We start from the raw sequence: 20,708 nt of genomic DNA, 5'->3' as shown, positions 1-20,708 counted from the left end.
CGTGTTGCGACTATCCGCGGAGGTAGGCCGCGAAGTCCATCGGTGGCTTTCCGGTCAATCGCTCGATATCGCCTGGGGCAGTCGCGAAACGAGCATGCCTCACCGAGGTGAACATGCTGGCGTAGGCCTCGATCAGCCAGGCCGGCTCGCCCTCATCGGCGAGCGTCGCACGGTAGTCCCCGTCCTCGATCGGTGTGAACCGCACCGGTGCGCCGGTCTCCGAGGCGGCCGCCGCGATCTGCTCGCCCGTCAGTGCCGCGGGCCCGGTCAGGTCGACCACGCCCTCGACCCTCGCCAGCACGACCGCCGCGAGCCCCCGGGCGACGTCGTCCCTGGCCACCAGCGACATCACGCCCTCCCCCAGCGGCAGCGCGAGTTCGCCGCCCGCCCGGGCCGCGTCGAGCCACGTCTCCGTGAAGAAGTCCGCGAAGACCGAGGTGCGGGCGTTGCAGTGTGGCACGCCCGACTCGGCCAGCAGCGCCTCGGTCGCCCGGTGACCCGGCGAGTAGTAGAAGTGCGAGTCGGCCGCTATGTCGAGGATGCTCGTGTACGCGACGTAGCCGATCCCGGCCTCGACCGCCGCGGCGATCACGTTGCGGTGGTGGCGTTCCATGGTCTCGCTGAGGCCGTCGCTGGAGACGAGGACGAGGGCGTCGAGGCCGTGCATCGCGTCGGTCAGCGAGGCGGGGTCGTCGTAGTCGGCGCGGCGCGCGGTCAGCCCGGGCGCGGCCGGCACGGCCTCGGGGCGGCGCGCGAGCGCCACGACGTCGTCGCGGCCCGCGGCGAGGAGGTGGCGGGCGGTTCGCGAGCCCACGCCGCCGGTGGCTCCGGTGATGCCGATCATCGGCGCTCCGTTCAAGGGTCGGCCCCGGGGTGGGGGCGGTGTGCCGGGTGGGGCGCAATGACATTGCCGCCCGCAATCGGGGCGGCCGCGCGGGTCAGAACTCGAGCGGGCCCAGGTCCGGGCCCTCGGCGAAGCGCAGGACCGCTTCGGGGGCGCCGTCGAGTTCGAGGACCACCGCTTCGTTCGTTCCGGCCCGCAGCACCGGCCCGGGCACGTACAGGGTTCGCTGCGGTCCGCGAGACCAGTAGCGGCCCAGGCAGAAGCCGTTGATCCAGGCGATGCCCTTGCCCAGGCCCGAGGTGTCGAGGAACCGGTCCGCCGGCGCGTCGACCTCGAACGACGCGCTCGCGTACGTCAGGCCCGGCAGCGACGGGCCCTGCCCGGCGCCCGGGCCGCCCGCGAGGGCGAGCAGGTCCGGTTCGGTCATCGCGCGGGTGAGCCAGCCCTCGACCGGGCGGCCGTCGAGCCGCACCCCGCCGAGCAGGCCCTTGTCCTCGCCGAGCCTGGGCCCGTAGTTGACCCGGCCCTGGTTCTCCACCAGCAGGACGAGCGACTCCCCGATCGGCGGGACGGCCAGCGCGCGCTCGTGGAACTCCCGGGAGAGCACGCCGACGCCCACGCCGTCGACCACGACGTGGACGCGGTCGCGGACCTCGCCGACGGTGAGCACCGTCGGCGTCTCGGTCCGCGGTTCGGCGGTGTGGAGCAGGAACGCGGCGTCGTGCCGGACCTGCGCGAAGGTGGGCACGTCCGCGGTGGCGGCCGGCGCGAGCGCGAGCGCGGACGCCAGGAAGGACCGCTGCGCCGTCAGGGGCGCCCGGCCGGTCGGGGCGGGTCCGGCCGCGGCGGGGATCTCCTCGGGGAGGTCGGTGTAGCGGCCGATCACTTCGCGGAACGCCCAGTACTTGGCCGTGGGCGAGCCCGCTTCGTCGAGGGGCGCGTCGTAGTCGTAGCTGGTCGCGATGGGCGTATACGTGCCCTTGTCGTTGGCGCCGTTGGTGAGGCCGAAGTTGGTGCCGCCGTGGAGCATGTAGATGTTCACCGAGGCGCCGCGGCGCAGGAGCGCGTCGAGGTCGGCGGCCGAGTCCTCGGCGGAGGTGGTGTGGTGGTGCGTGCCCCAGGAGTCGAACCAGCCGACCCAGAACTCCGAGGACATGAGCGGCCCGGTGGTCTGGTGGGCGCGGAGGACGTCGAGGCGTTCTTCGGACCGGGAGCCGAAGGAGGCGGTCATGTGGAGGCCGGGCGCGGAGCCGTTCTTGAGCATCGCATGCTGCGGCTGGTCCACAGTGGTCAATGGGACGGTGATGCCGCCGCCGCGCAGGAGGGCGGTGAGGTCCTGGAGGTAGCCGGTGTCGTCGCCGTAGGCGCCGTACTCGTTCTCGACCTGCATGAGGACGACCGGTCCGCCCCGGTCGATCTGGAGCGGGGCGACGATGTCGGTGACGTGGCGCAGGTAGTCGCCGATCGCGGCCATGAACTTCGGTTCGCCGCGGCGGATGCCGACCTCTGGGTCGGCGAACAGCCAGGTCGGGAGGCCGCCGTTGTCGAACTCGGCGCAGATGTAGGGGCCGGGCCTGACGATGGCGCGCATGCCTTCGGCAGCGACGACGCGCAGGAACCGGTCCAGGTCGAGGCGGCCCTCGGCGGTCCAGGCGCCGGGTTCGGCGGCGTGGAGGTTCCACGGGACGTAGGTCTCGATGGTGTTGAGCCCCATGAGCCTCGCCTTCCGGATGCGGTCCTCCCAGTGGTCGGGGTGCACGCGGAAGTAGTGGATCGCGCCCGAGAGCACGCGGAAGGGCTCGCCGTCCAGCAGGAAGTCGTGCTCTCCGATGGCGAATCGGCTCATGCGCAGGTTCTCCGTTCGAGGTGGTGCCGTCGGCAACATACTCGGGTGCGGGAGGGGACCGGTGGCCGGTCCGCGCGCGGTGAGGTGGGCGTCTCCGGGGAGGAGGCGGGTGCGGGCCCGATGCGGTCCGGGCGCGCGACGGGGCCGGGCTTCGCGGCCCGGCCCCGGCTCCTCCGCGGAGGCTACATCTTGGCGACGTAGGCGGCGCAGGAGTCCAGCAGCATCTGGCTGCCCTGCTTGGCCATGTCGTGCTCCTCCTGCGTGGCGCAGGTCTGCGTGATCGTCAGCCGCGTGCGGTCCCCGCCCAGGTCGTCCAGGTCGAGGCGCATGACCTCTTCGCCGCCGGGCGTGTCCATGCCCATGACCAGCAGGTCGGGCTCGCTGACCTCGATGTACCGGCCGGTGATGGGAAACTCCTGGCCGTCGGGGGTGACGACGGTGGCGGTGTAGAGGCCGCCGTTGACGGGGTCGAGTTCGACCGAGCCGGGCTTGGAGTAGCTCCACGCCTCGTAGTGCGGGTTCTCGGTCCAGGCCGTCCAGACGGTGGCGACGGGGACGTCGACCTCGGTGGTGAGGGTGTAGGTGAAGCCGGACTCGTTGTCGGCGGTGGTGCTCATGACGGTCTCCTCGGTTCGCTGGGTTCGTTCGCTGCTTCTGCCGGTATAGACGCCCGGGGGCGCGCGTATTCATCGCTTCGGCGAAAAACTTCTTCACGATCGCGCCCGGGGCGGGTCCGCAAGGGCCGTCCGGGCGCCGAGAACCCTGGTGGTGGCGGGGATCTGGGAGAATCGGGGCCGGAGGTGAGCGATGGAAGCTGTGATCGCCGTCGTCGGTGCGGGTGGCAACCGGGACGATCTGGCCGCGCTGCGGCAGTGGCTGGTCAGGGAGGACGCCTTCCGCGGCCGGGTCGCGTTCGCGCCCGCCGAGGTCCGCGAGGGCGAACTCGGCGCGGTCCAGGAGCTGCTGACCGTCGCGCTCACCGCGGGCAGTTTCAACGCGCTGTGCCAGGCGATCGCGGCGTGGTTCCAGGCCCGGCGCTCCGAGCTGGAGGTCGAGGTGACCAACTCCGAGGGCGGCTCGGTCCGCATCAGCGCCAAGGGCGCGGTCGTGAAGTCCGTGGCCAAGAAGCTCGACCTGGGCCGGTAGGGGATGCGACTGCCCGACGGCGCGGCCTCGCGCGCCCTGCTCATCGGGACCGCCGACTACGCGCACCTGCCGAAGGTGCCCGCGAGCCTGAAGAACGCGCTGGCGCTCCAGGCGGCGCTGCAGCGGCACGCGGGGCTGCCCGAGGAGCACTGCCGGATCCTGCTCGACGCCCCCGGCCTGCCCGCGGTCGGGCGGGCCGTCGCCGCCGCCACCGCGGAGGCCGACGACCTGCTGCTGGTCTACTACAGCGGCCACGGGTTCATCGGCCCCGACGACAAGCTGTACCTGACGCTGCCGCAGACCAGCGAGTCGCTGCTGCCGTGGACCGGCATCCCGTTCGAGTTCCTGCACGACGCGCTGCGGAACGCGCCGGCGTCCACGCGGGTGCTCATCCTCGACTGCTGCTATTCGGGCCGTGCGACCGAGACGCTGGGGGCGGAGGAGCGGACCATCCTGGGGCAGATCCGCATCGGCGGGACCTTCACGCTCACCTCCTCCCCCGCGAACTCGGTCTCTTACGCGCCCAAGGGCAGTGCGCACACCGCGTTCACGGGGGCGCTTCTGGACCTGCTGGAGTCCGGCAGCGCCGACGCGGGCGAGCTCCTGACACTCCACGACCTCTACATGGGACTGACGCGCACCGCCCGGGAGCGCGGCCTGCCGCTGCCGCAGCGGCTCGGCACGCACACCGCGGACATGCTGTCGCTGGCGCGCAACCGGTACCACGACAAGCGATCATCCTCAGTGGATGTTTCGATCCCCGCTTCGGCGCCCGCGGGGTACTTCGCCGCGCGGGCCGACGATCCTCCGGTCGTGACGGCCGACGAGGTCTACGAGGTCCTGTTCCACACGGTGAGCAACGTCGTGGGCTACAACGAGTCCGAAGTGGACGATTTCCTCGACAAGGTGATCCTGGCGCTGCGGCAGCCGGTCGCCGGGCCGCAGCTGATGCTGCCCGAGGACATCCGCAACGCCCGGTTCTCGACCACGGGTCCGAAGCAGGCCGAGGTCCCCGGGGTCGTCACGAGGCGCCCGACGACGGGTTACGACGAGGGCGAGGTCGACGTGTTCCTCGACCGGGTCGAACTCGAATTCGAGCGGCGCCGGTCGCTGAACGAGCAGCTCGGCAGGGCCGTCTAGGGCTTGTTCTCCAGGGCCGCGACCATCTCGACCACCAAGGCGGCCACGCGGTCCGGTTCGGCGTCCGAGAGCACCGGCGAGGCCACCACCGACCGCATGACGCCCATGCCGATGAGCAGCGCGCCGACGAGTTCGGCCCGCAGGTCCGCGTCCCCGCCGTCGAAGCGCGACTCCAGGTCCGCCAGGTAGCGGCCGCAGACCTCCTCGCGCAGCGCCGCCCGCACCTCCGGGCGCCCGGCCGAGCGCAGCATCACCAGGAGCGGGTGCTCGCCGCCGCCGTGGCCGGCGCGGTCCTCCAGCACGACCTCGCGGGCCATCGCCTCGGCCAGCGCCGCCGGGCCCGCGTCCGGATCGCCCACGCCCTCGGGGATCTCGCCCTTGACCGCCTCGGCGAACAGGTCCTTTTTGGATCCGAAGTAGCGGAAGATCAGCGTCGCGTCCACGCCCGCGTCGGCGGCGATCTCGCGGACGCCGGTGCCGTCGAACCCCTGCTCGGCGAAGCGGCGGCGGGCGGCCTCCAGGAGGGCGGTGCGGGTGGCCGCGCGGTCGCGGCGCTTGGGCGCGTTCATGAAGTCAGCATAAGTCATCACTTGTTGACTTATCACGCGACCTCTGCTAGCGTTTGTCATCGACCGATGACTTACTTGGAGGGGGCGCGAACGTGCGCACGTACCTGATCACCGGAGGCACCGACGGCATGGGCCGGGGCCTCGGACTGCTCTTCCTCGCCCGAGGCGACCGCGTCATCGCCGTCGCCAGCGGCGAGGCCAAGGGAAAGGCCTTTCTCGAAGCGGCCGAACGGATCGGCGCGGGCGACCGCGCGCAGTTCTGGCGGGCGGACCTGAGCACCGTCGCCGGCATGAAGTCCGTGGCGTCCCGGGCCGTGGAGCGGCTCGACCGGCTCGACGGCCTGGTCTTCGCGGCGCAGCGGTTCCGGCCCGAGCGGGAGGTCACCGAGGACGGCGTCGAGTACACGTTCGCGGTGACCTACCTGAACCGCCACGTCCTCGCCCACGACCTCGCCGGGCTGCTCGAGAGGGCCGAGGCGCCGGTGATCTTCAGCCTCTCCGGGTCGGGCGGGCTGCCCGGGAAGATCTTCTGGGACGACCCGACGTTCGCACGCGGGCGCTACACCGGGATGCGGGCCGCGATGCAGGCCTCGCGCAGCGTCGACCTGGACGCCGCCGATTTCGCGCGGCGGCACCCGGACTCGAAGATCCGGTACGTGCTCTACAACCCCATGTTCGTGAAGACCGCGATGGCCGATCCGCTCAAGCAGCCGATGAAGGGCGTCACGAAGGTCATGGAGGTGCTCTTCGCGCAGCGGGTGGAGCAGGCGGTCCCGCCGATGGCCCGCCTCATGGACGACCCGCCGCGCGAGGCGTTGAGCGCCTTCAGAAGAGGCAAGCCGCTCCCGGTAGACGGCGAGGACTTCGACCCCGAACGCGCCGACCGCCTCCGCGCCCTCACCGAACGACTCCTGGCCGAAGCGCGGGGCTGAGCGCCGTACTCGTGCCGCGGGAAAGAGTCATGAACGGATAGAAGGAAGGCTGCGCGCCTTCATCGAGGCGCAGCACGTCTTCTTCACCGCCACTGCGCCACTGGACGGCAGCGGCACCGTCAACCTCTCCCCCGAGGGCCGCAACCGTTCCGGTTGCGGCCGTTTTGCTAGGCGGTGATGCCGTCGAGGTCGACGGCGTGCTTCACCGCGTCGAGGCGGGCCGTGGACTCGGCGGGGTCGACCTTCTGGCGGTCGATCAGCGCGAGTGCCTGGTTGCCCTCGACGAACGGGCGCATCCGCGCCTCGTACCGCGCGAAGGCCTCCTCGTGGCCGGTGCGGCCCAGCTCGAGCGCGAGGATATAGGCGCCGACGAGCGCGAGGCTGGTGCCCTGGCCGGAGAGGGGCGCCGCGCAGTGGGCGGCGTCGCCCACCAGGCCCACGCGCCCGGCCGACCACGCGTCCATCCTGATCTGCGCCATCGCGTCGAAGTAGAAGTCCTCGGCCCCCCACATGCGCTCGATGAAACCGGGCACCTCCCAGCCCAGGCCGGTCACGTGGTCGGCGATGAGCCGCTTCTGCGCCTCGACGTCCCGGTAGTCGTAGTCGATCGGCTCCTCGGACCCGAATCCGAGGAAGATCCGCAGCTCGGCGTTGTGCCGCACCGTCATCACGGTGCCGCCGACCGCCCCGTCGTTGAACCAGGTCTGCCACTTGTCGAGGCCCAGGTAGTTCTCCTGGCTGAAGACGCCGAGGTAGGTGCCGAGGTGGTGGATGAACTGGGACTCGGGACCGAAGGCGAGCCTGCGCGTGTTGGAGTGGAGGCCGTCGGCGCCCACGACGAGGTCGAAGCGGCGCGGCGCGGCGTGCTCGAACTCGACGGTGACGCCGTCCCCCTCTTGGCGGATCGCGGCGATCGAGTCGCCGAAGAGGTACTCGACGCCCTCGGTCCGCTCGTAGACGATCTCGACCAGGTCTTCGCGGAGGATCTCGATGTCCTCGGAGCCGATGTCGCCGGAGGAGAGCGCGAACTCCTCGGAGCGGAAGACCTCGTTGCCCTCGGCGTCGAGCATGTTCATGCCGCCGGTGTGGTTCTCCAGTTCCCGGGCGCGGCCTTCGAGGCCCATGCGGCGCAGCACGGTGAGGGCCGCGCCGCGGACGTCGACGGCCTGCCCGCCGGGGCGCAGCCGCGGGGCGCGCTCGACGACGACGGGAGTGAGGCCCTGCTCGCGGAGCCAGTAGGCGAGGGCGGTGCCGGCGACGCTGGCGCCGGAGATGAGGACGGTGGTCATGGGGTTCCTCCGAATACGGTGTACTCAACTTCCTGGCACCACTGTATGGAGTTCGGTCTTGACCTGCAAATACGTCGCCGAACTGCCCTAGTACAGGTGCAGGCGGAAGCCCGGGCGGGGCTAGGATCTGTCGTAGTACAGACCGAGGGAAGGACCGCCGTGCCCGAGCCGACCGAGCCGCCGTACGTCCGCATCGCCGCCGAGCTGAGCAGGCGCATCACCGACCGGGAGCTGGCCCCGGGCGACAAGGTGCCGTCAACGAGGCACGTCGCCCAAGAATTCGGTGTGGCCCTCGCCACTGCGGCGAAGGCGCTGGACGTGCTGCGGTCCGAGGGCCTGGTGGTCACGCGCCCGCGGTCGGGAACGGTGGTCGCGCCGCGGCGCACCGGCGGCCCTACCGGCGAGTCGGCCGAGCTCACCCGCGAGCGGGTGCTGGAGGAGGCCATCGCGATCGCCGACGCCGAAGGGCTGGAAGCGGTCTCGATGCGGGCGGTCGCCGGCCGGTGCGGGGTCGCGCCGATGTCGCTGTACCGCTTCATCGAGGACAAGGACCACCTCGTGTCGGCCATGGCCGACACCGTGTACGGCACGGCCGCGTTCGACCGCGACGCCTCGGCCCCGTGGCGGTCGCAAGTGGAGTCGCTGTCGCGGGAGATGTGGCGGCTGCACCGCGCCCACCCGTGGCTCGGCAGGACCCAACCGCTCACCCGTCCGCTGCCGCTGCCGAACATCATCCGGCTCGGCGATCGCCTGCTGGGCGCCCTCGAAGGGCTCGGACTGCCGCCGAAACTGCACTTCGACATCCACGTCCTGCTGTTCAGCCACGTCGTGGGCCTGGCCGCGAACGTCGAGGCCGAGGACGAGGCCGTCTCCGAGACCGGGCTCTCCTCCGAGGAGTGGACCGACCTCCAATACCTGCCGCGGATGGGCGACGACGCCTTCCTGGGCGAGCACCCGCATTTCGCGAAGCTGTTCGGCCACTTCGGCTCCCTGGCCGACGGCTACGACATGGACCTGGAGGGGCTGTTCGAGCTCGGCATGGGCCTGCTGCTCGACGGCGTCGCGGCCATGGCGGAGCGCCGCGGAGGGCTTGCCTCTTGATACTCGGTTTCGTATACTCGAAAGCGAGTATACGAGAGGAAGTGCTCCGATGGCCGGGAAACGCAAGGTCGCGAACCTGACGGCGCTGGCGATCCTGTCGGTCCTCACGCACCGTCCGATGCACCCCTACGAGATGGCGCGCGCCTTGCGCGGCTGGAGCAAGGACCGCGACATGCAGGTCAAATGGGGTTCGCTGTACTCGGTCGTGGCGAGCATGGAGAAGCACGCCCTCATCGAGGCGGCAGGGACCGGCCGCGAGGGCAACCGGCCCGAGCGCACCGTCTACCGGATCACCGACGCGGGCCGGGCCGAGATGGTCGACTGGACCCGCGAGCTGCTCGCCGCCCCCGAGGACCCGCAGCGCTTCCGCGCCGGGCTCTCCGTCATGTCGGTCGTCGGTCCCGACGACGCGGCCGATCTGCTCGGCGAGCGCATCGCCGGCCTGGAGCAGCGCATCGCCGGCCTGCGGCGTGAACTCGACGAGGGCCGCGGACGCCTGCCGCGGCTGTTCACGGTCGAAGGAGCGCACGAACTCGCACTGACCGAAGCCGACCTGGCCTGGACCCGCGCGCTGCGCGACGAGATCGCCTCGGGCGCCTTCCCCGATCTCGACGCGTGGCGCGAGTTCCACGTCGACGGGACGATCCCGGAAGCGATGGCCGACCTGGCCCGACAGAGTCTCGACGGCCCCGTGCCGTGAGTGCGGTCCCGGCACCGGCGTTCCAGCGCCGGTGCCGGGACCGCGAAACCCCGAACCGCATGCCATGCGGGAGCACGAACCCGGCTCAGAGGCGACACTCACGAGGATAACCGGGTCCTTCGCTCCCCCGATGCGGTTCGCAACGCGAACACCAGCGAAGGAGCACCATCATGACAACGAGAGCGAGGACCGCCGCCGTCATCGGCGGGGGCGTCGCCGGGCCCGTGGCGGCCGCGGCACTGCGCCTGGCCGGCGTCGAGGCCACCGTCTACGAGGCGTACCCGTCCCGGCCCGACGGCGTCGGCGGCACGCTCGCCCTGGCGCCCAACGGCCTCGCGGCCCTGGAGATCATCGGCGCCGCCGAAGCGGTCGCCGCGGCCGGGTTGGCGATCACGCGGATGGACATGACCGTCGGCGAACGCAAGCGGTTCACCATCCCGAGCCTGCCCGACGCGGGACCGCTCCGGTCGCTGCACCGCTCGGAACTCCACCGGCTCCTGCACGAGCGCGCCGAGGCGCTCGGTGTCCCGTTCGCCTACGGCAAGCAGCTCATCGACGCCCGGCAGGACGGCTCCGGCGCCACCGCGGTCTTCAGCGACGGCACCGAGGTCGAGGCCGACGTGCTCATCGGCGCCGACGGGGTCCACTCGGCCCTGCGGCCCCTCATCGACCCCGGGGCCCCCGGCGCGCACTACACCGGCATGATCGGCTTCGAGGGGGTCGCCGACCACGAGGCGCCCGTCGACCCCGGCACCATGACCTTCGCGTTCGGCAGGCGCGGCTACTACCTGTACTGGCGCCTGCCCGAGGGCGGCACGCGGTGGGGCGTCAACCTGCCGCTGCGGGACCCCTTGCCGCACCGCGAGATCCAGCTGACCTCCATTGAGGAGTGGAAGGCCCGGATGCTGGAGGTCTACGGCGGCGACGAGCCCGGAGGGGACCTGCTCCGCACCACCCCCGCCGACCGGATCCAGATCCACGGCCCGCTGCACCTGATGCCGAAGGTCCCCCGCTGGCACCGCGGCCGGATGGTCCTCGTCGGCGACGCCGTCCACGCCCCGTCCAACAGCTCGGGCCAGGGCGCCTCGCTCGCGATCGAGAGCGCGGTCGAACTGGCCCGGTGCCTGCGCGACCTGGAGCCCGCAGCGGCCTTCGCCGCGTATGAGCGGTTGCGGCGCAACCGGGTCGAGCGGGTCGCCGCGAACGCGGCGAGGACCAACGGCGTCAAGGCGCCCGGCCCGGTCGCCCAGGCGATCATGCCCTTGGTCATGCCCCTGTTCATCAAGACGGTCATGAATCCCGAGAAGACGCTCGGGCCCGTCCAGCGCCACCGGATCGACTGGGACGCGACCGTCGCCGAAGACGGCCGACAACACTCCTAAACGGACAGTCCCTTGACGAGCGAGGCGAGGGCGCGGTTCCAGTGCGCCGTCGCCTCGTCGGCGTCCCCGAGGGCGCCGCGCAGTTCGAGGCCGCACAGTCCGTGGGCCATCGCGTTGAGCTGCACCGCGATATCGTGGGGATCGGCCTCGGCGAACGCGCCCGTCTCGACGCATCTGGCGCACGCCGCGACCAGCGCGTCGAAGGTCGGCCGGATGCGCCGGCCCGCCTCGGGATCGGGCTGGAACTCCGGCACCGGCCGGCCGAACATGAGCTCGTAGAGGTGCGGGTTGTCGCGGGCGTTCGCGCGGTAGGCGTCGCCCAGGGCCAGCAGGTCGGCGAGGGGGTCGCCGGTGCGCGGGACGGCCGCGAAGGCCGCGGCCAGCCGCTCGAAGCCCTCCAGGAACATCTCGCGGACCAGGCCCGACTTGTCGCCGAAGAGGCTGTAGACGGCGGTGGTGGAGGTGCCGGTCGCCTGGGCGACCCGCCTGGTCGACAGGGCGGCGGGGCCCTCCTCCGCGAGCAGGCGCCCGCCCGCGTCGATGAGTTCGCGGCGGAGGTCGTCGTAGTCGCGCTTCCTCGGTCTCGGCATGTTGACAAGCGTATCGTAACGTGGTTATATAACGGTGTTACTAAATTGATGACCAGGAGTCCTCATGGTTGAGAAGCACGCTGACCTGCACGTCGTCCTCGGTGCCACCGGCGCCATCGGCAAGGCCGTCGCCGCCGAACTCGCCGCCCGCGGCCATGCGGTGCGCGCCGTCAGCCGCACCGCCTCGGGGCCCGGCACCGTGCGCGCCGACATCACCACCGCCGAAGGCGCGGCGAGGGCCTGCGAGGGCGCCGCGGTCGTGTACCAGTGCGCGCAGCCGCCCTACGCCGAGTGGGCGAACGAGTTCGTCGGACTCACCGACACCGTGCTCAGCGGCGTCGAGCGGGCCGGGGCCCGACTGGTCGCGGCCGACAACCTCTACATGTACGGGCCCGTCGAGGGCCCGCTCCACGAGGAGCTGCCCTACGCGGCCCGGTTCCCCAAGGGCCGGGCCCGCGCCGCGGTCGCCGAGATGATCCTGGCCGCCCACAAGGAGGGCCGCGTCCGCGCCACCCTGGGCCGCGCCTCCGACTACTTCGGACCCGGCGGCCTCAACACCGTCCTGGGAGCCGCGATCTTCGGCGCCGCGGCCCGGGGCAAGACCGCCCGCTGGTGCGGCGAGCTCGACGAGCCCCACACCGTCGCCTACCTCCCCGACGTCGCCGCCGCCCTGGTCACCCTCGGGGAGGACCCGAAGGCCGACGGCCACGCCTGGCACCTGCCGGCCGGGCCGGCCCTCACCGGGGGCGAGTTCCTCGACCTCGTGTGGAAGGCCGCGGGCGGCAAGCCCAGGAGCGCCGGGCTCAGCCGCGGCACGCAGCGCCTGATCGGCCTGTTCAACCCGGTCGTCAAGGAGCTCGGCGAGACCTGGTACCAGCGCGACCGCCCCTGGGTCGTGGACGACACCGCGTTCCGCGCGTCCTTCGGCGCCCTGGCGACGACCCCGCACGAGGAGGCCGTCGCGGCGACCCTCGCCTGGTTCCGACAGCACGGCTGATTCGGTCAAAGCGGCACGTTCGGGGCCCCCGACTCCATACACTGCGGACATTTCCGTCTGGAGTGGAGAGCGTCATGACGCAGCAGTACGAACCGCCCGGAGCCCAGGTGGCGGGGCCCCGGGAGATGAACGGCACGGCCATCGCCGCCTTCGTGCTCGCGATCGTGGGCTGGTGCAGCCCGATCGGCATCCTCGGCCTGATCCTCGGCTACGTCGCCAAGAGCCAGATCGCGCAGCGCAACAACTCCGGCGCGGGCCTGGCCAAGGCCGCGATCATCCTCGGATGGATCTCGATCATCGCGTTCATCGTCCTCGTCGTCGTGTTCCTCGTCGGCGGCATCGCGAACTGGGACGACTGGAAGGACGAGTACGACCAGCGCACCTAGTGGACGGGGCCGCGTCGCCGCGGCCCCTCAGTGCGCCCGGGGCCCCGGGCGCCCACCCGATCGAGAGGACCCGAACCGTTGCACCCGAGTCGAATCCTGTCCGCGGCCGCCGCCGGGGTCGTCGCCGCCGCGATGCTGGCGTGGGGGCCGCAGGCCGCCGCGCAGGCGCCCGAGCCGCAGTACCGCGCCGACCAGATCGCCCAGGTCGAGCACGCCGACGTCGACCTCGAAGCCGGTGAGGCCCGCACCGTCGCCCACCCGGGGGCGGCCTTCATCAAGGCCCGCTTCGACCGGGTCCGCCTCGGCGAGCGCGACGCGATCACCGTGACCGGGCCGGGCGAGAGCCGGACCTACGGCGCCGACGACGTGGACGGCGAGGGCCTGCGGGCCCTGTCAGTCGAGGGCGACACCGCCGAGGTCACGCTCCACGACGACCCGGCCGACGGCACCGCCGCGACCGCAAGGCTGGTCTCCTACTCCCGCGGGCTCAACGAGACCGAGCTGGACTCGCGCCCGTCCGCATGGGAGGCCGGCCCCGAGAGCGTCTGCGGCAGAGACGACTCCAAACACGCCGCCTGCTACAGGGAGAACGACCCGGCCATCTACGAGACCGGCCGGGCCGTCGCGCGCCTCATCATCGACGACGAGTCGTACTGCACCGGCTGGATCGCCGGGAAGAACCGGCTGCTGACCAACAACCACTGCTTCTCCACCGACGAGCGGGCGGCAAAGGTCGAGGTCCAGTTCGGCTACGAGTGCCTCGAGTGCGGCGGCGGCGAGATCGCCGAGCCGATCAAGGTCACCGGCGAGGAGGTCCTCGCGACCGACCGCACCTACGACTACACGCTGTTCACCGTGGAGGACTGGTCGGCGATCGAACACCTGCCGCGCCTGCCGATCAGCACGCGGCCGGTGCAGGCGGGCGACAAGGTCTACATCCCCGGGCACCCGGCCGGGAAGCCGATGCGGATCGCCGCGACCAGCAGCTCCGAACCGGACGGGACCGGGCGCCAGTGCCAGGTGCACGACCCGGAGGCCGACGGGCGCGGCTGGAACTCGGACCTGAGCTACCTGTGCGACACCGAGGGCGGGTCCTCGGGCTCGCCGGTCATCGACAGGGCCACCGGCGAGGTCGTCGGGCTGCACCACTTCGGAGGATGCCCGAACCAGGCGGTGCGCATGGACTTGGTGTACCGCATGATCTCGCCGTACCTTGTCTACGAGGGCTGAACGCGGACACCGTGAGGGCGACGGCGAGGGGGAGACCGTGAACGAGACCGCGACCGAGGAGGTCCCGGCCGCGCCCGAGAGGGAGCGGCACGGCGTCGGGAGGATCGCGCGGTGGGTCGCGGCGATGCTCCTGTGCGTGCTCGCCGTCGTCGCCGTCACCGGCGCGATCACCGCTTATTACGCGAAGCTCGAACTGTTCGACACCGACCGGTTCACCGTCAAGACCGAGGCGATCGCGGAGGATCCGCAGGTCCAGGCGCGGATCGCGTCGCTCGTCACCGCGCAGATCGAGGACGCGATCGACGTCGAGGCGATCGCCCGGAGCGCGAACTCGTGGATCGGCGAGGAGACCGCTCCGGCGCTGGTGGAGCAGCTGGTCGCCTCGGCGGCGGAGACCATGCGCGCCTACATCGAGACCGAGGTGAACGAGTTCGTCGCGAGCCCGCGGTTCCTGGAGGTGTGGGAGGCGGCGGTCGCCGAGGCGCACGCCTCGCTCATCTCGGCGCTGCGCGGCGAGAACGCCGGGTCGGTGGTCGCGGACGGGAACGTCCTGTCGCTGGACCTGGGCCGGGTGGTCGCGCTCGTCAAGGAGCGCCTGGTCGAGGCCGACTTCGCGTACGCGGCCGAGATCCCCGAGATCGAGGCCGAGTACGTGCTGGTCGAGTCCGAGCAGGTGCCGCAATTGCAGCGCGACGCCGAGCGCCTGGAGTGGGCGGCGACGTGGCTGCCGTGGATCGCCCTGGCGCTGCTGGTCCTGGCCTTCGTGATCGCGCCGCGCCGGTGGGCGGCGCTCCTGGTGATCGGGGCGCTCGGCGCGGCGATGGCGGGCGGGGCGCTCATCGGCCTGGCCGCGGGCCGGACGCTGTTCATCGAACGGGCCGAGGACGCCTCGTTCGCGCCGGTGACCTGGGACGCCTTCACGGACGGGCTGCGGTCCTCGTACCTGCTGATGCTGATCGCCGGGGTGGTGGCGGCGGTCGCGGCCGTCATCGTGCTGTTCCTGCGGCGCAAGAAGAACGATCCGGTTCCGGCCGAGTGACACCAGGCATGCGAACGGGCCGAACCGATCCGGTTCGGCCCGCTCGCCCGTGTCCTATTCGGCCAGTTCGGCGCCGCGGGCGGCCGCGGCCGCGACGGCGGCCTTGATCGTCGCGGCGGTGTTCGCGCCGTCGAGCACGTCGAGCGCGGTCCTGGTGGTCCCGCCCGGGGTGGCGATCCGGTCCAGGAGCGCGGCGGGCGCCTCGTCGGTGGACTGGAGGTGCAGGCAGGCGCCCAGGAGCATCTGGTCGACCATGACACGGGCGGCGGACGGCTCCATGCCGCCGTCGACCGCGGCCGTGGTCATCGCGTCCGCGAGGTAGAACAGGAACGCGGGGCCCGAACCGGCGACGGCCGTCGTGAGGTCCATCATGGACTCCTCGACGGTGACGGTGACGCCGACGCGGTCGAACAGGTCCTCGACGTCGGTGAGGTCGGTGCCCTCGGGCGCGGCCAGCGCGGTGGCCGCCTGGCGGGCGCGGGCGGCGATGTTGGTCATGGCGCGGACGACCACGACGTGCTCGGGCAGCGGTTCGGTGAGGGCCGCGAGCGTGACGCCGGCGGCGAGGGAGACGACGATGGCGTCCTCTTCGAGGTCGGGGGCGATCTCGGCGAGCAGGGGCGCGACGTCCTCGGGCGCGACGGCGAGGAGCACGATGTCGGCTTCGTTGACGGCGCTGGTGTTGTCGGTGCCGACCTCGACGCCGTAGCGGTCGGCGAGGGCGCCGGCGCGCTCGGCGGGGAGGGCGGTGGCCCAGATCTGCGCGGGCGGGAGCCCGGACTCCAGCAGTCCCGAGAGGACGGCCTCGCCGAGGTGGCCGACCCCGAGCAGTGCGATGTCCATGAGTGCACCTCCGAATCAGCGGTCCTGTGCCGCAATCTACGGTGCCACGCGGGTCGCGTGGGTACTTCGGGGGAAATCAGTGACGTTCGCCCACCGCGCGCATGGCGGTGGCGAAGCGGTCGGTGGCGCGGGCCTGGAGGAGCCGGGTGACGGGGGCGGCGAGGCGGCTGGCGAGGGTGCCGGGGACGGAGAAGGAGCGCACGGTGAAGCGCGTCCGGTCGGCTCCGGCGGCTTCGAGGAGGAACGCGGCCTCGCCCGTTTCGGGGTGGCTGGGCAGGGAGCCGTAGCCGAAGCCGGCGTGCTCGGCGTCCTCTTCGGCCCACACGACCTGGCACGGTATGCGCAGGACGCCGGCGAAGCGGAGGGTGACCCGGACGCCGGGGGCGGCGCGGGGCTCGGTCGCCTCGGGGTGGAGGCCGCAGCGTTCGTGCAGGCCCCAGGTCATGAGGACGGCGGCCGCGGCGGCGAGGGACGCGTCGAGGTCGGCGGTGCGGGTGAGGTGGCGGTAGCCGGGCGGGAGGTCGCCGCGGCGGGTCGCGCCGACTTCGGGGTAGTTGACGTCGAGGTCCATGTCAATCCATGGCCGGGTTGAGGACCTGGAACAGGAGGTGGTCCTGCCACTTGCCGGCGATCTTGAGGTAGGCGGGGGCGAGGCCGATGGGTTCGAAGCCGTTGCGCGCCAGGACTTTCTGCGAAGCGATGTTGTGCGGGAGGGTCTCGGCCTGGACGCGGAAGAGGCCCAGCTCGTCGAAGGCGACGGCCAATGCCTGGCGCACGGCCTCGCCGGCGACGCCGCGTCCGGCCTCGGACTGCGCGACCCAGTACCCGAAGCTGCACGAGCGGAAGTACGGGCCGCGGATGACGGCGTTGAGGGCGATCCCGCCGACGACCCGGCCGGAGTCGGTGATGCTGTACGAGAACGCGGTCCCGGCGGCGGCCCGCTCGAGGGAGGCGTCGATCGCCTCGCGCATCCCCGCGGCGGTGTAGGACTCCTCGCCGCGGTCCGGCTCCCACGGGGCGAGGTAGTCGCGGCCGGCGCGGCGCAGTGCGGCGACGGGCTCGGCGTCGCCGGGAACGATGGGACGGATCGTGATCATGACCCCATCGTGCTCCTCGGGTGCGCGCCGTGTCCAATGCTCGCGGGTTCAGCGCGCCGCTGCGGGGTGGAGGGCGCGGGTGTGCCAGTCGAGGACCGTGCCGTCGGGTTCGCTGCGGCGCTGGCTGAAGGTGAACCCGGCGCGTTCGGCGACGGCGGCCGAGCGCCGGTTCTCGGGGGCGCAGCGGATGACGGCCTCGGCGCAGCCCAGGCCCGCGGCGTAGTCGCAGGCGAGTTCGACGGCGCGGGTGGCCAGGCCGCGGCCGCGCCACTGCGGGTAGAGGCCGTAGGCGAGGTTGACCTGGCCGGGCGCGAGGTAGGGCATGCCGACCTGGACGTCCACGGTCCCGGCGAGGGTGAGCATGGCGCCGGTGCGGATGCCGAAGTTGTGGAAGGGGCCGCCGGCCTCCCACCAGCGCTCGCACCGTTCGAGGTAGTCGCGCAGGCCTTCGGGGGTGGACGGGCCGCCGGAGAGCCAGCGGGCCAGCTGCTCGTCCTCGCCCGCGAAGTGCGCGTCGAAGTCCGCCCGTCCGAGCGGGACGAGCGTGACGGTGCCGTCGGTGAGCGCCTCATGCATCTCACCAGCCTCGCGCAGTCCGCTCGTCCTCGCAACGGAAATCAGCGGGTGCGGCGCAGCGCCCAGGCGCCGAGGGCCAGGACCAGCAGCGTGGCGGCGACGTTGTGGCCGTACTTGGCGACCGGGTCGACGCCGCCGAGCGGTTCCGTGAAGAACCCGAGGAACGCCTGCGCCAGGAGCGCGCCGACCGCGAGGGCGGCGACCTGCCTGCGGCCCCACGCGGTCGAGCGGGCGAAGTAGGCGGCGCCGACGGCCACGGCGCCCAGTGCGGCCGCGATCAGGGCGACCCCGGCCCAGGTGGAGTCGAGCCCGACGGTGCAGATCGCGGCGAAGGCGGCGGCGCCGATCGCCCACAGGGGAGGGATGCGGCGCTCGACGCGTTCGGCCTTCCTGCGGCCGAAGGCGAACGCGAGGACGACGAGGGCGAGCGCCACGGCGGCGGCGCCGATCAGCTGGCCCGCCGAGGCGTGGTCGGACTCGGTGTCGTAGTGCCAGCGCAGGACCGTCCACGCCCCCGCGAGGTACAGCAGCGCCGTCGCGATCAGGCCGGGCGCGCGCAGCCACGGGCGGTCGGCCAGGCGCGGGCTCAGGCCTTCGGCGAGCACGATCGGCGCGGTGATGCTCATGACCATGTGCCCGATGATCCATCCCAGCGAGGAGGCGGCGCCGAAGCCGAGCGGCTCGATCCAGGTCGGCCCGACCAGGTCCTGCCAGTAGGGGATGTCGCGGTAGTTGTGGGAGAACATCGCCTGGTCGATGAGCCCGGCCTCGACGATGCCGAAGGCGGCGCCCATGGTCAGGACGCCGCCCCAGTCGATGCCGAAGCGGCGGGCGGCCTCGCGGATGAGGACCGCGGCGGCCCCGTAGAGCGGGATGAAGACGAACAGGCCGCCGAGGAGGGCGAGGGGGTTCCCGGTGGAGTCGTCGTAGCCCGAGAGGTATTCGGCGCCGATCGGCGAGAGGACGAGCAAGGCGAGGACCAGGAGCAGCCGGACGGGTCCGGCGGGCCTGGTGCGCGGCGGCGTTGGCGGCGTTGCGGTTTCCATGCCTTCGACGCTATGGGCGGGGCCGCGGCGGGCGCATCGGTTGTCGGTAGCGGGCCGCCTCGCGAAGGCATGGCGTTCACGGGGCGCGGCGCTACCGAGGGTCCGGGCGCGCCGACGAAAGTATCGGATCGGGCGCCGGTCCTTGGTGCGGGTGCAGGGAACGACTAAGTTCGGGCGATGGCTGGCGAGAAGGCGGTGCGGCGCGGCGCGCGCGGGTGGGCGGTCGACACGGTCCTGTTCGCGTTCGCGGTGTTCGCGTGGCTGTTCCTGGTCGGCGAGCGGATCAGGGCCGGGATGCCTTCGCCGCCGTGGCTGTTCGAGGTCGACCAGCTCGCGGGGCTCATCGGGCTGGGCCTGATGTGGCTGCGGCGGCGCTGGCCCACGCAGGCGGCCGTCGCCGCGATCGCGCTGTCGACGGTCTCCGAGACGATCGCGTTCCCGCTGGGGGTGCTGCTGTTCGCGGTCGTCGTCCACCGCCCGCTGCGCACCGCGGCCCTGGTCTACGGCCTGTCGCTGAGCGCCACGTTCGTGTACTGGGCGCTGCGGCCCGACGAGGGCTTCAGCCTCCTGGGCAGCCTGGTGTTCTCGGTGGTGCTCCTGGGCGCCATCGCCGGCTGGGGCCTGTTCGTGCGCTACCGGCGCCAGCTGCGGGCCCGCGCGGCCGAACAGGAACGCGCCGAACGGGAACGGGCCCGCCAGAGGGCCCGCGAGGAACTGGCCCGCGAGGTCCACGACCTGCTCGGGCACCGGCTGTCGCTGCTGAGCCTGCACGCGGGCGCGATCGAGTACCGGCCCGACGCGCCGCCCGAGGAGCTCGCCCGCGCCGCCGGGGTCGTCCGCGAGCAGTCGCAGCTGGCGATGCGCGACCTGCGCGAGGTCGTCTCGGTGCTGCGCGCCCCCATCGGGGAACTGCCGCAGCCGACCATGGCCGACCTGCGCGACCTCGTGGAGGAGGCGCGGCCGGGCATGCGGATCGACCTGGCGGTGGACGCCGACGGCGAGGTGCCCGAGCGCTCGGGCCGCACCGCCTACCGGATCGTCCAGGAGGCGCTCACCAACGCCCGCAAGCACGCCGAGGGCGCTCCGGTCGCCGTGACCGTGGACGGCGGGCCCGACGAGGGGCTGCGCGTCGCCGTCCGGTCCGGTCCGGGCGCCGACTCGGGGACCGGATCGGGGCACGGGCTCATCGGCCTGGAGGAGCGGACCTCGCTCGCGGGCGGGCGACTCGCCTACGGGCCGACCGCCGAGGGCGGCTGGCTCGTCGAGGCCTGGCTACCCTGGACCGCATGAGCGACGGTGCCCCGATGTTGAACGTCCTGGTCGTCGACGACGACCCCCTGGTGAGGGCGGGTCTGCGGATGATCCTCGGCGGCGCCGGGGACCTGGCGGTGGTCGGCGAGGCCGGGTCGGGCACCGAGGTGCCGGCCCTGGTGGAGCGGCTGCGGCCCGACGTGGTCCTCATGGACCTGCACATGCCCGGCGTGGACGGGCTCACCGCGACCGAGCGGCTGCGCTCGGCGCCGGGGGCGCCGGAGGTCCTGGTGCTCACCGCGTTCGAGGCGGACGGTCACGTGCGGCGGGCGCTGCGCGCCGGCGCGGGCGGGTTCCTGCTCAAGGACACGCCGCCGGCCGACATCGTCGCGGCGGTGCGCCGCGTCGCCGCGGGCGAGCCGGTCCTCTCCCCCGAGGTCACGCGGCGGCTCATCGGCCTCGCGGTCGGCGGCGCCGAGGACCGGCGGACCGCGGCCCGCGAACGGCTCGCGCTGCTCAACGAGCGCGAGACCGAGATCGCCGTCGAGGTGGGCCGCGGCAGCGCCAACGCCGAGATCGCGGCCGCCGTGCACCTGAGCGTCCCCACGGTGAAGACGCACGTGTCGGCCGCGCTCGCCAAGCTCGGCCTGAACAACCGGGTGCAGCTCGCGCTGCTGGTCAACGACGCCGGGCTCGCCGAGTAG

The 20,708-nt window shown here is 72.5% G+C and carries 23 protein-coding genes and 1 pseudogene; 13 read left to right on the top strand and 11 right to left on the bottom strand.

Annotation, left to right across the window (positions count from 1 at the left end; genetic code table 11):
- Positions 1-10: 10 nt before the first annotated feature.
- The 3 genes from BLQ63_RS23040 to BLQ63_RS23030 all read right to left on the bottom strand — a co-directional run bounded on the left by BLQ63_RS23040 (position 11) and on the right by BLQ63_RS23030 (position 3,307).
- A complete protein-coding gene (locus BLQ63_RS23040; protein ID WP_091039881.1) occupies positions 11-844 on the bottom strand; it encodes an NAD(P)H-binding protein in 834 nt (277 codons plus the stop codon).
- A gap of 94 nt (positions 845-938) precedes the next feature.
- Complete coding sequence (locus BLQ63_RS23035; protein WP_091039880.1) at positions 939-2,690, bottom strand: glycoside hydrolase family 35 protein; 1,752 nt, start codon at positions 2,688-2,690, stop codon at positions 939-941.
- A 182-nt stretch (positions 2,691-2,872) separates the two neighbouring features.
- Positions 2,873-3,307: an SRPBCC family protein gene (locus BLQ63_RS23030; RefSeq protein WP_091039879.1), complete on the bottom strand. Its 435-nt coding sequence runs from the start codon at positions 3,305-3,307 to the stop codon at positions 2,873-2,875.
- A 190-nt stretch (positions 3,308-3,497) separates the two neighbouring features.
- Between BLQ63_RS23030 and BLQ63_RS23025 the strand changes: the two genes are divergently transcribed.
- Both BLQ63_RS23025 and BLQ63_RS23020 read left to right on the top strand, forming a co-directional pair.
- Complete coding sequence (locus BLQ63_RS23025; protein WP_143015053.1) at positions 3,498-3,836, top strand: effector-associated constant component EACC1; 339 nt, start codon at positions 3,498-3,500, stop codon at positions 3,834-3,836.
- A gap of 3 nt (positions 3,837-3,839) precedes the next feature.
- A complete protein-coding gene (locus tag BLQ63_RS23020; protein ID WP_091039877.1) occupies positions 3,840-4,976 on the top strand; it encodes a caspase, EACC1-associated type in 1,137 nt (378 codons plus the stop codon).
- On the opposite strand, the gene BLQ63_RS23015 is transcribed toward BLQ63_RS23020, so the two are convergent.
- Entirely contained in the window at positions 4,973-5,545 is a 573-nt protein-coding gene (locus BLQ63_RS23015) for a TetR/AcrR family transcriptional regulator (RefSeq protein ID WP_091039876.1), read from the bottom strand. The two genes, BLQ63_RS23020 and BLQ63_RS23015, sit on opposite strands and share 4 nt — an antisense overlap.
- Before the next feature lie 92 nt (positions 5,546-5,637).
- Between BLQ63_RS23015 and BLQ63_RS23010 the strand changes: the two genes are divergently transcribed.
- Together BLQ63_RS23010 and BLQ63_RS29890 are read left to right on the top strand one after the other, a co-directional pair.
- On the top strand, positions 5,638-6,477 hold the full coding sequence (locus BLQ63_RS23010) for an SDR family NAD(P)-dependent oxidoreductase (protein WP_091039875.1): 840 nt from the start codon (positions 5,638-5,640) through the stop codon (positions 6,475-6,477).
- Positions 6,478-6,514: 37 nt separating this feature from the next.
- Positions 6,515-6,616, top strand: a pseudogene (locus BLQ63_RS29890) (pyridoxamine 5'-phosphate oxidase family protein); the annotation flags it as partial.
- Positions 6,617-6,644: 28 nt separating this feature from the next.
- Here BLQ63_RS29890 and BLQ63_RS23000 read toward each other — a convergent pair.
- Positions 6,645-7,766, bottom strand: a complete 1,122-nt coding sequence (locus tag BLQ63_RS23000; protein ID WP_091039874.1) for an FAD-dependent monooxygenase — start codon at positions 7,764-7,766, stop codon at positions 6,645-6,647.
- Positions 7,767-7,925: 159 nt separating this feature from the next.
- On the opposite strand from BLQ63_RS23000, the gene BLQ63_RS22995 reads away from it, so the two are divergent.
- The 3 genes from BLQ63_RS22995 (at position 7,926) to BLQ63_RS22985 (ending at position 10,949) form a co-directional block, all read left to right on the top strand.
- Positions 7,926-8,867, top strand: coding sequence for a GntR family transcriptional regulator (locus BLQ63_RS22995; protein WP_218125455.1), 942 nt, complete (start codon positions 7,926-7,928; stop codon positions 8,865-8,867).
- A 49-nt stretch (positions 8,868-8,916) separates the two neighbouring features.
- Entirely contained in the window at positions 8,917-9,567 is a 651-nt protein-coding gene (locus BLQ63_RS22990) for a PadR family transcriptional regulator (RefSeq protein ID WP_091039872.1), read from the top strand.
- Positions 9,568-9,737: 170 nt separating this feature from the next.
- Positions 9,738-10,949, top strand: coding sequence for an FAD-dependent oxidoreductase (locus BLQ63_RS22985; RefSeq protein WP_091039871.1), 1,212 nt, complete (start codon positions 9,738-9,740; stop codon positions 10,947-10,949).
- Here the strand turns inward: BLQ63_RS22985 and BLQ63_RS22980 are convergent.
- Positions 10,946-11,539, bottom strand: a complete 594-nt coding sequence (locus BLQ63_RS22980; RefSeq protein WP_091039870.1) for a TetR/AcrR family transcriptional regulator — start codon at positions 11,537-11,539, stop codon at positions 10,946-10,948. The genes BLQ63_RS22985 and BLQ63_RS22980 overlap by 4 nt on opposite strands.
- A 64-nt stretch (positions 11,540-11,603) precedes the next feature.
- On the opposite strand from BLQ63_RS22980, the gene BLQ63_RS22975 reads away from it, so the two are divergent.
- From BLQ63_RS22975 to BLQ63_RS22960, 4 genes are all read left to right on the top strand, one after another.
- Entirely contained in the window at positions 11,604-12,536 is a 933-nt protein-coding gene (locus tag BLQ63_RS22975) for an NAD-dependent epimerase/dehydratase family protein (RefSeq protein WP_091039869.1), read from the top strand.
- 74 nt (positions 12,537-12,610) lie between these two features.
- Positions 12,611-12,922: a DUF4190 domain-containing protein gene (locus BLQ63_RS22970; RefSeq protein WP_091039868.1), complete on the top strand. Its 312-nt coding sequence runs from the start codon at positions 12,611-12,613 to the stop codon at positions 12,920-12,922.
- 78 nt (positions 12,923-13,000) lie between these two features.
- Positions 13,001-14,152: a trypsin-like serine peptidase gene (locus tag BLQ63_RS22965; RefSeq protein ID WP_091039867.1), complete on the top strand. Its 1,152-nt coding sequence runs from the start codon at positions 13,001-13,003 to the stop codon at positions 14,150-14,152.
- A 37-nt stretch (positions 14,153-14,189) separates the two neighbouring features.
- Positions 14,190-15,191, top strand: coding sequence for a hypothetical protein (locus BLQ63_RS22960; RefSeq protein ID WP_091039866.1), 1,002 nt, complete (start codon positions 14,190-14,192; stop codon positions 15,189-15,191).
- A 54-nt stretch (positions 15,192-15,245) separates the two neighbouring features.
- Here the strand turns inward: BLQ63_RS22960 and proC are convergent, their stop codons facing one another.
- The 5 genes from proC to BLQ63_RS22935 form a co-directional block, all read right to left on the bottom strand.
- Positions 15,246-16,034, bottom strand: a complete 789-nt coding sequence (gene proC, locus BLQ63_RS22955; protein ID WP_218125453.1) for a pyrroline-5-carboxylate reductase — start codon at positions 16,032-16,034, stop codon at positions 15,246-15,248.
- Positions 16,035-16,110: 76 nt separating this feature from the next.
- Complete coding sequence (locus BLQ63_RS22950; RefSeq protein ID WP_091039865.1) at positions 16,111-16,605, bottom strand: DUF1990 domain-containing protein; 495 nt, start codon at positions 16,603-16,605, stop codon at positions 16,111-16,113.
- A gap of 1 nt (position 16,606) precedes the next feature.
- Positions 16,607-17,131: a GNAT family N-acetyltransferase gene (locus BLQ63_RS22945; protein WP_091039864.1), complete on the bottom strand. Its 525-nt coding sequence runs from the start codon at positions 17,129-17,131 to the stop codon at positions 16,607-16,609.
- Positions 17,132-17,179: 48 nt separating this feature from the next.
- Positions 17,180-17,707, bottom strand: coding sequence for a GNAT family N-acetyltransferase (locus BLQ63_RS22940; protein ID WP_091039863.1), 528 nt, complete (start codon positions 17,705-17,707; stop codon positions 17,180-17,182).
- A gap of 41 nt (positions 17,708-17,748) precedes the next feature.
- Positions 17,749-18,753 carry a hypothetical protein gene (locus BLQ63_RS22935; RefSeq protein WP_091039862.1) on the bottom strand — a complete coding sequence of 335 codons (1,005 nt, stop codon included), beginning with the start codon at positions 18,751-18,753 and terminating at the stop codon, positions 17,749-17,751.
- Between the two features lie 177 nt (positions 18,754-18,930).
- Here BLQ63_RS22935 and BLQ63_RS22930 point away from each other — a divergent pair, with 177 nt between their 5' ends.
- Positions 18,931-20,043 (top strand): sensor histidine kinase, encoded by a 1,113-nt coding sequence (locus tag BLQ63_RS22930; protein ID WP_091039861.1) that lies wholly within the window; start codon positions 18,931-18,933, stop codon positions 20,041-20,043.
- Positions 20,040-20,708: a response regulator gene (locus tag BLQ63_RS22925; protein ID WP_245681067.1), complete on the top strand. Its 669-nt coding sequence runs from the start codon at positions 20,040-20,042 to the stop codon at positions 20,706-20,708. Before BLQ63_RS22930 ends, BLQ63_RS22925 begins: the two co-directional genes overlap by 4 nt.

This window comes from Glycomyces harbinensis, from assembly GCF_900101745.1.
GTDB classification, from domain to species: Bacteria; Actinomycetota; Actinomycetes; order Mycobacteriales; family Micromonosporaceae; genus Glycomyces; species Glycomyces harbinensis.
Note: the sequence above shows the minus strand (reverse complement) of the source record. Positions and strands in the feature narration are given on the sequence as shown.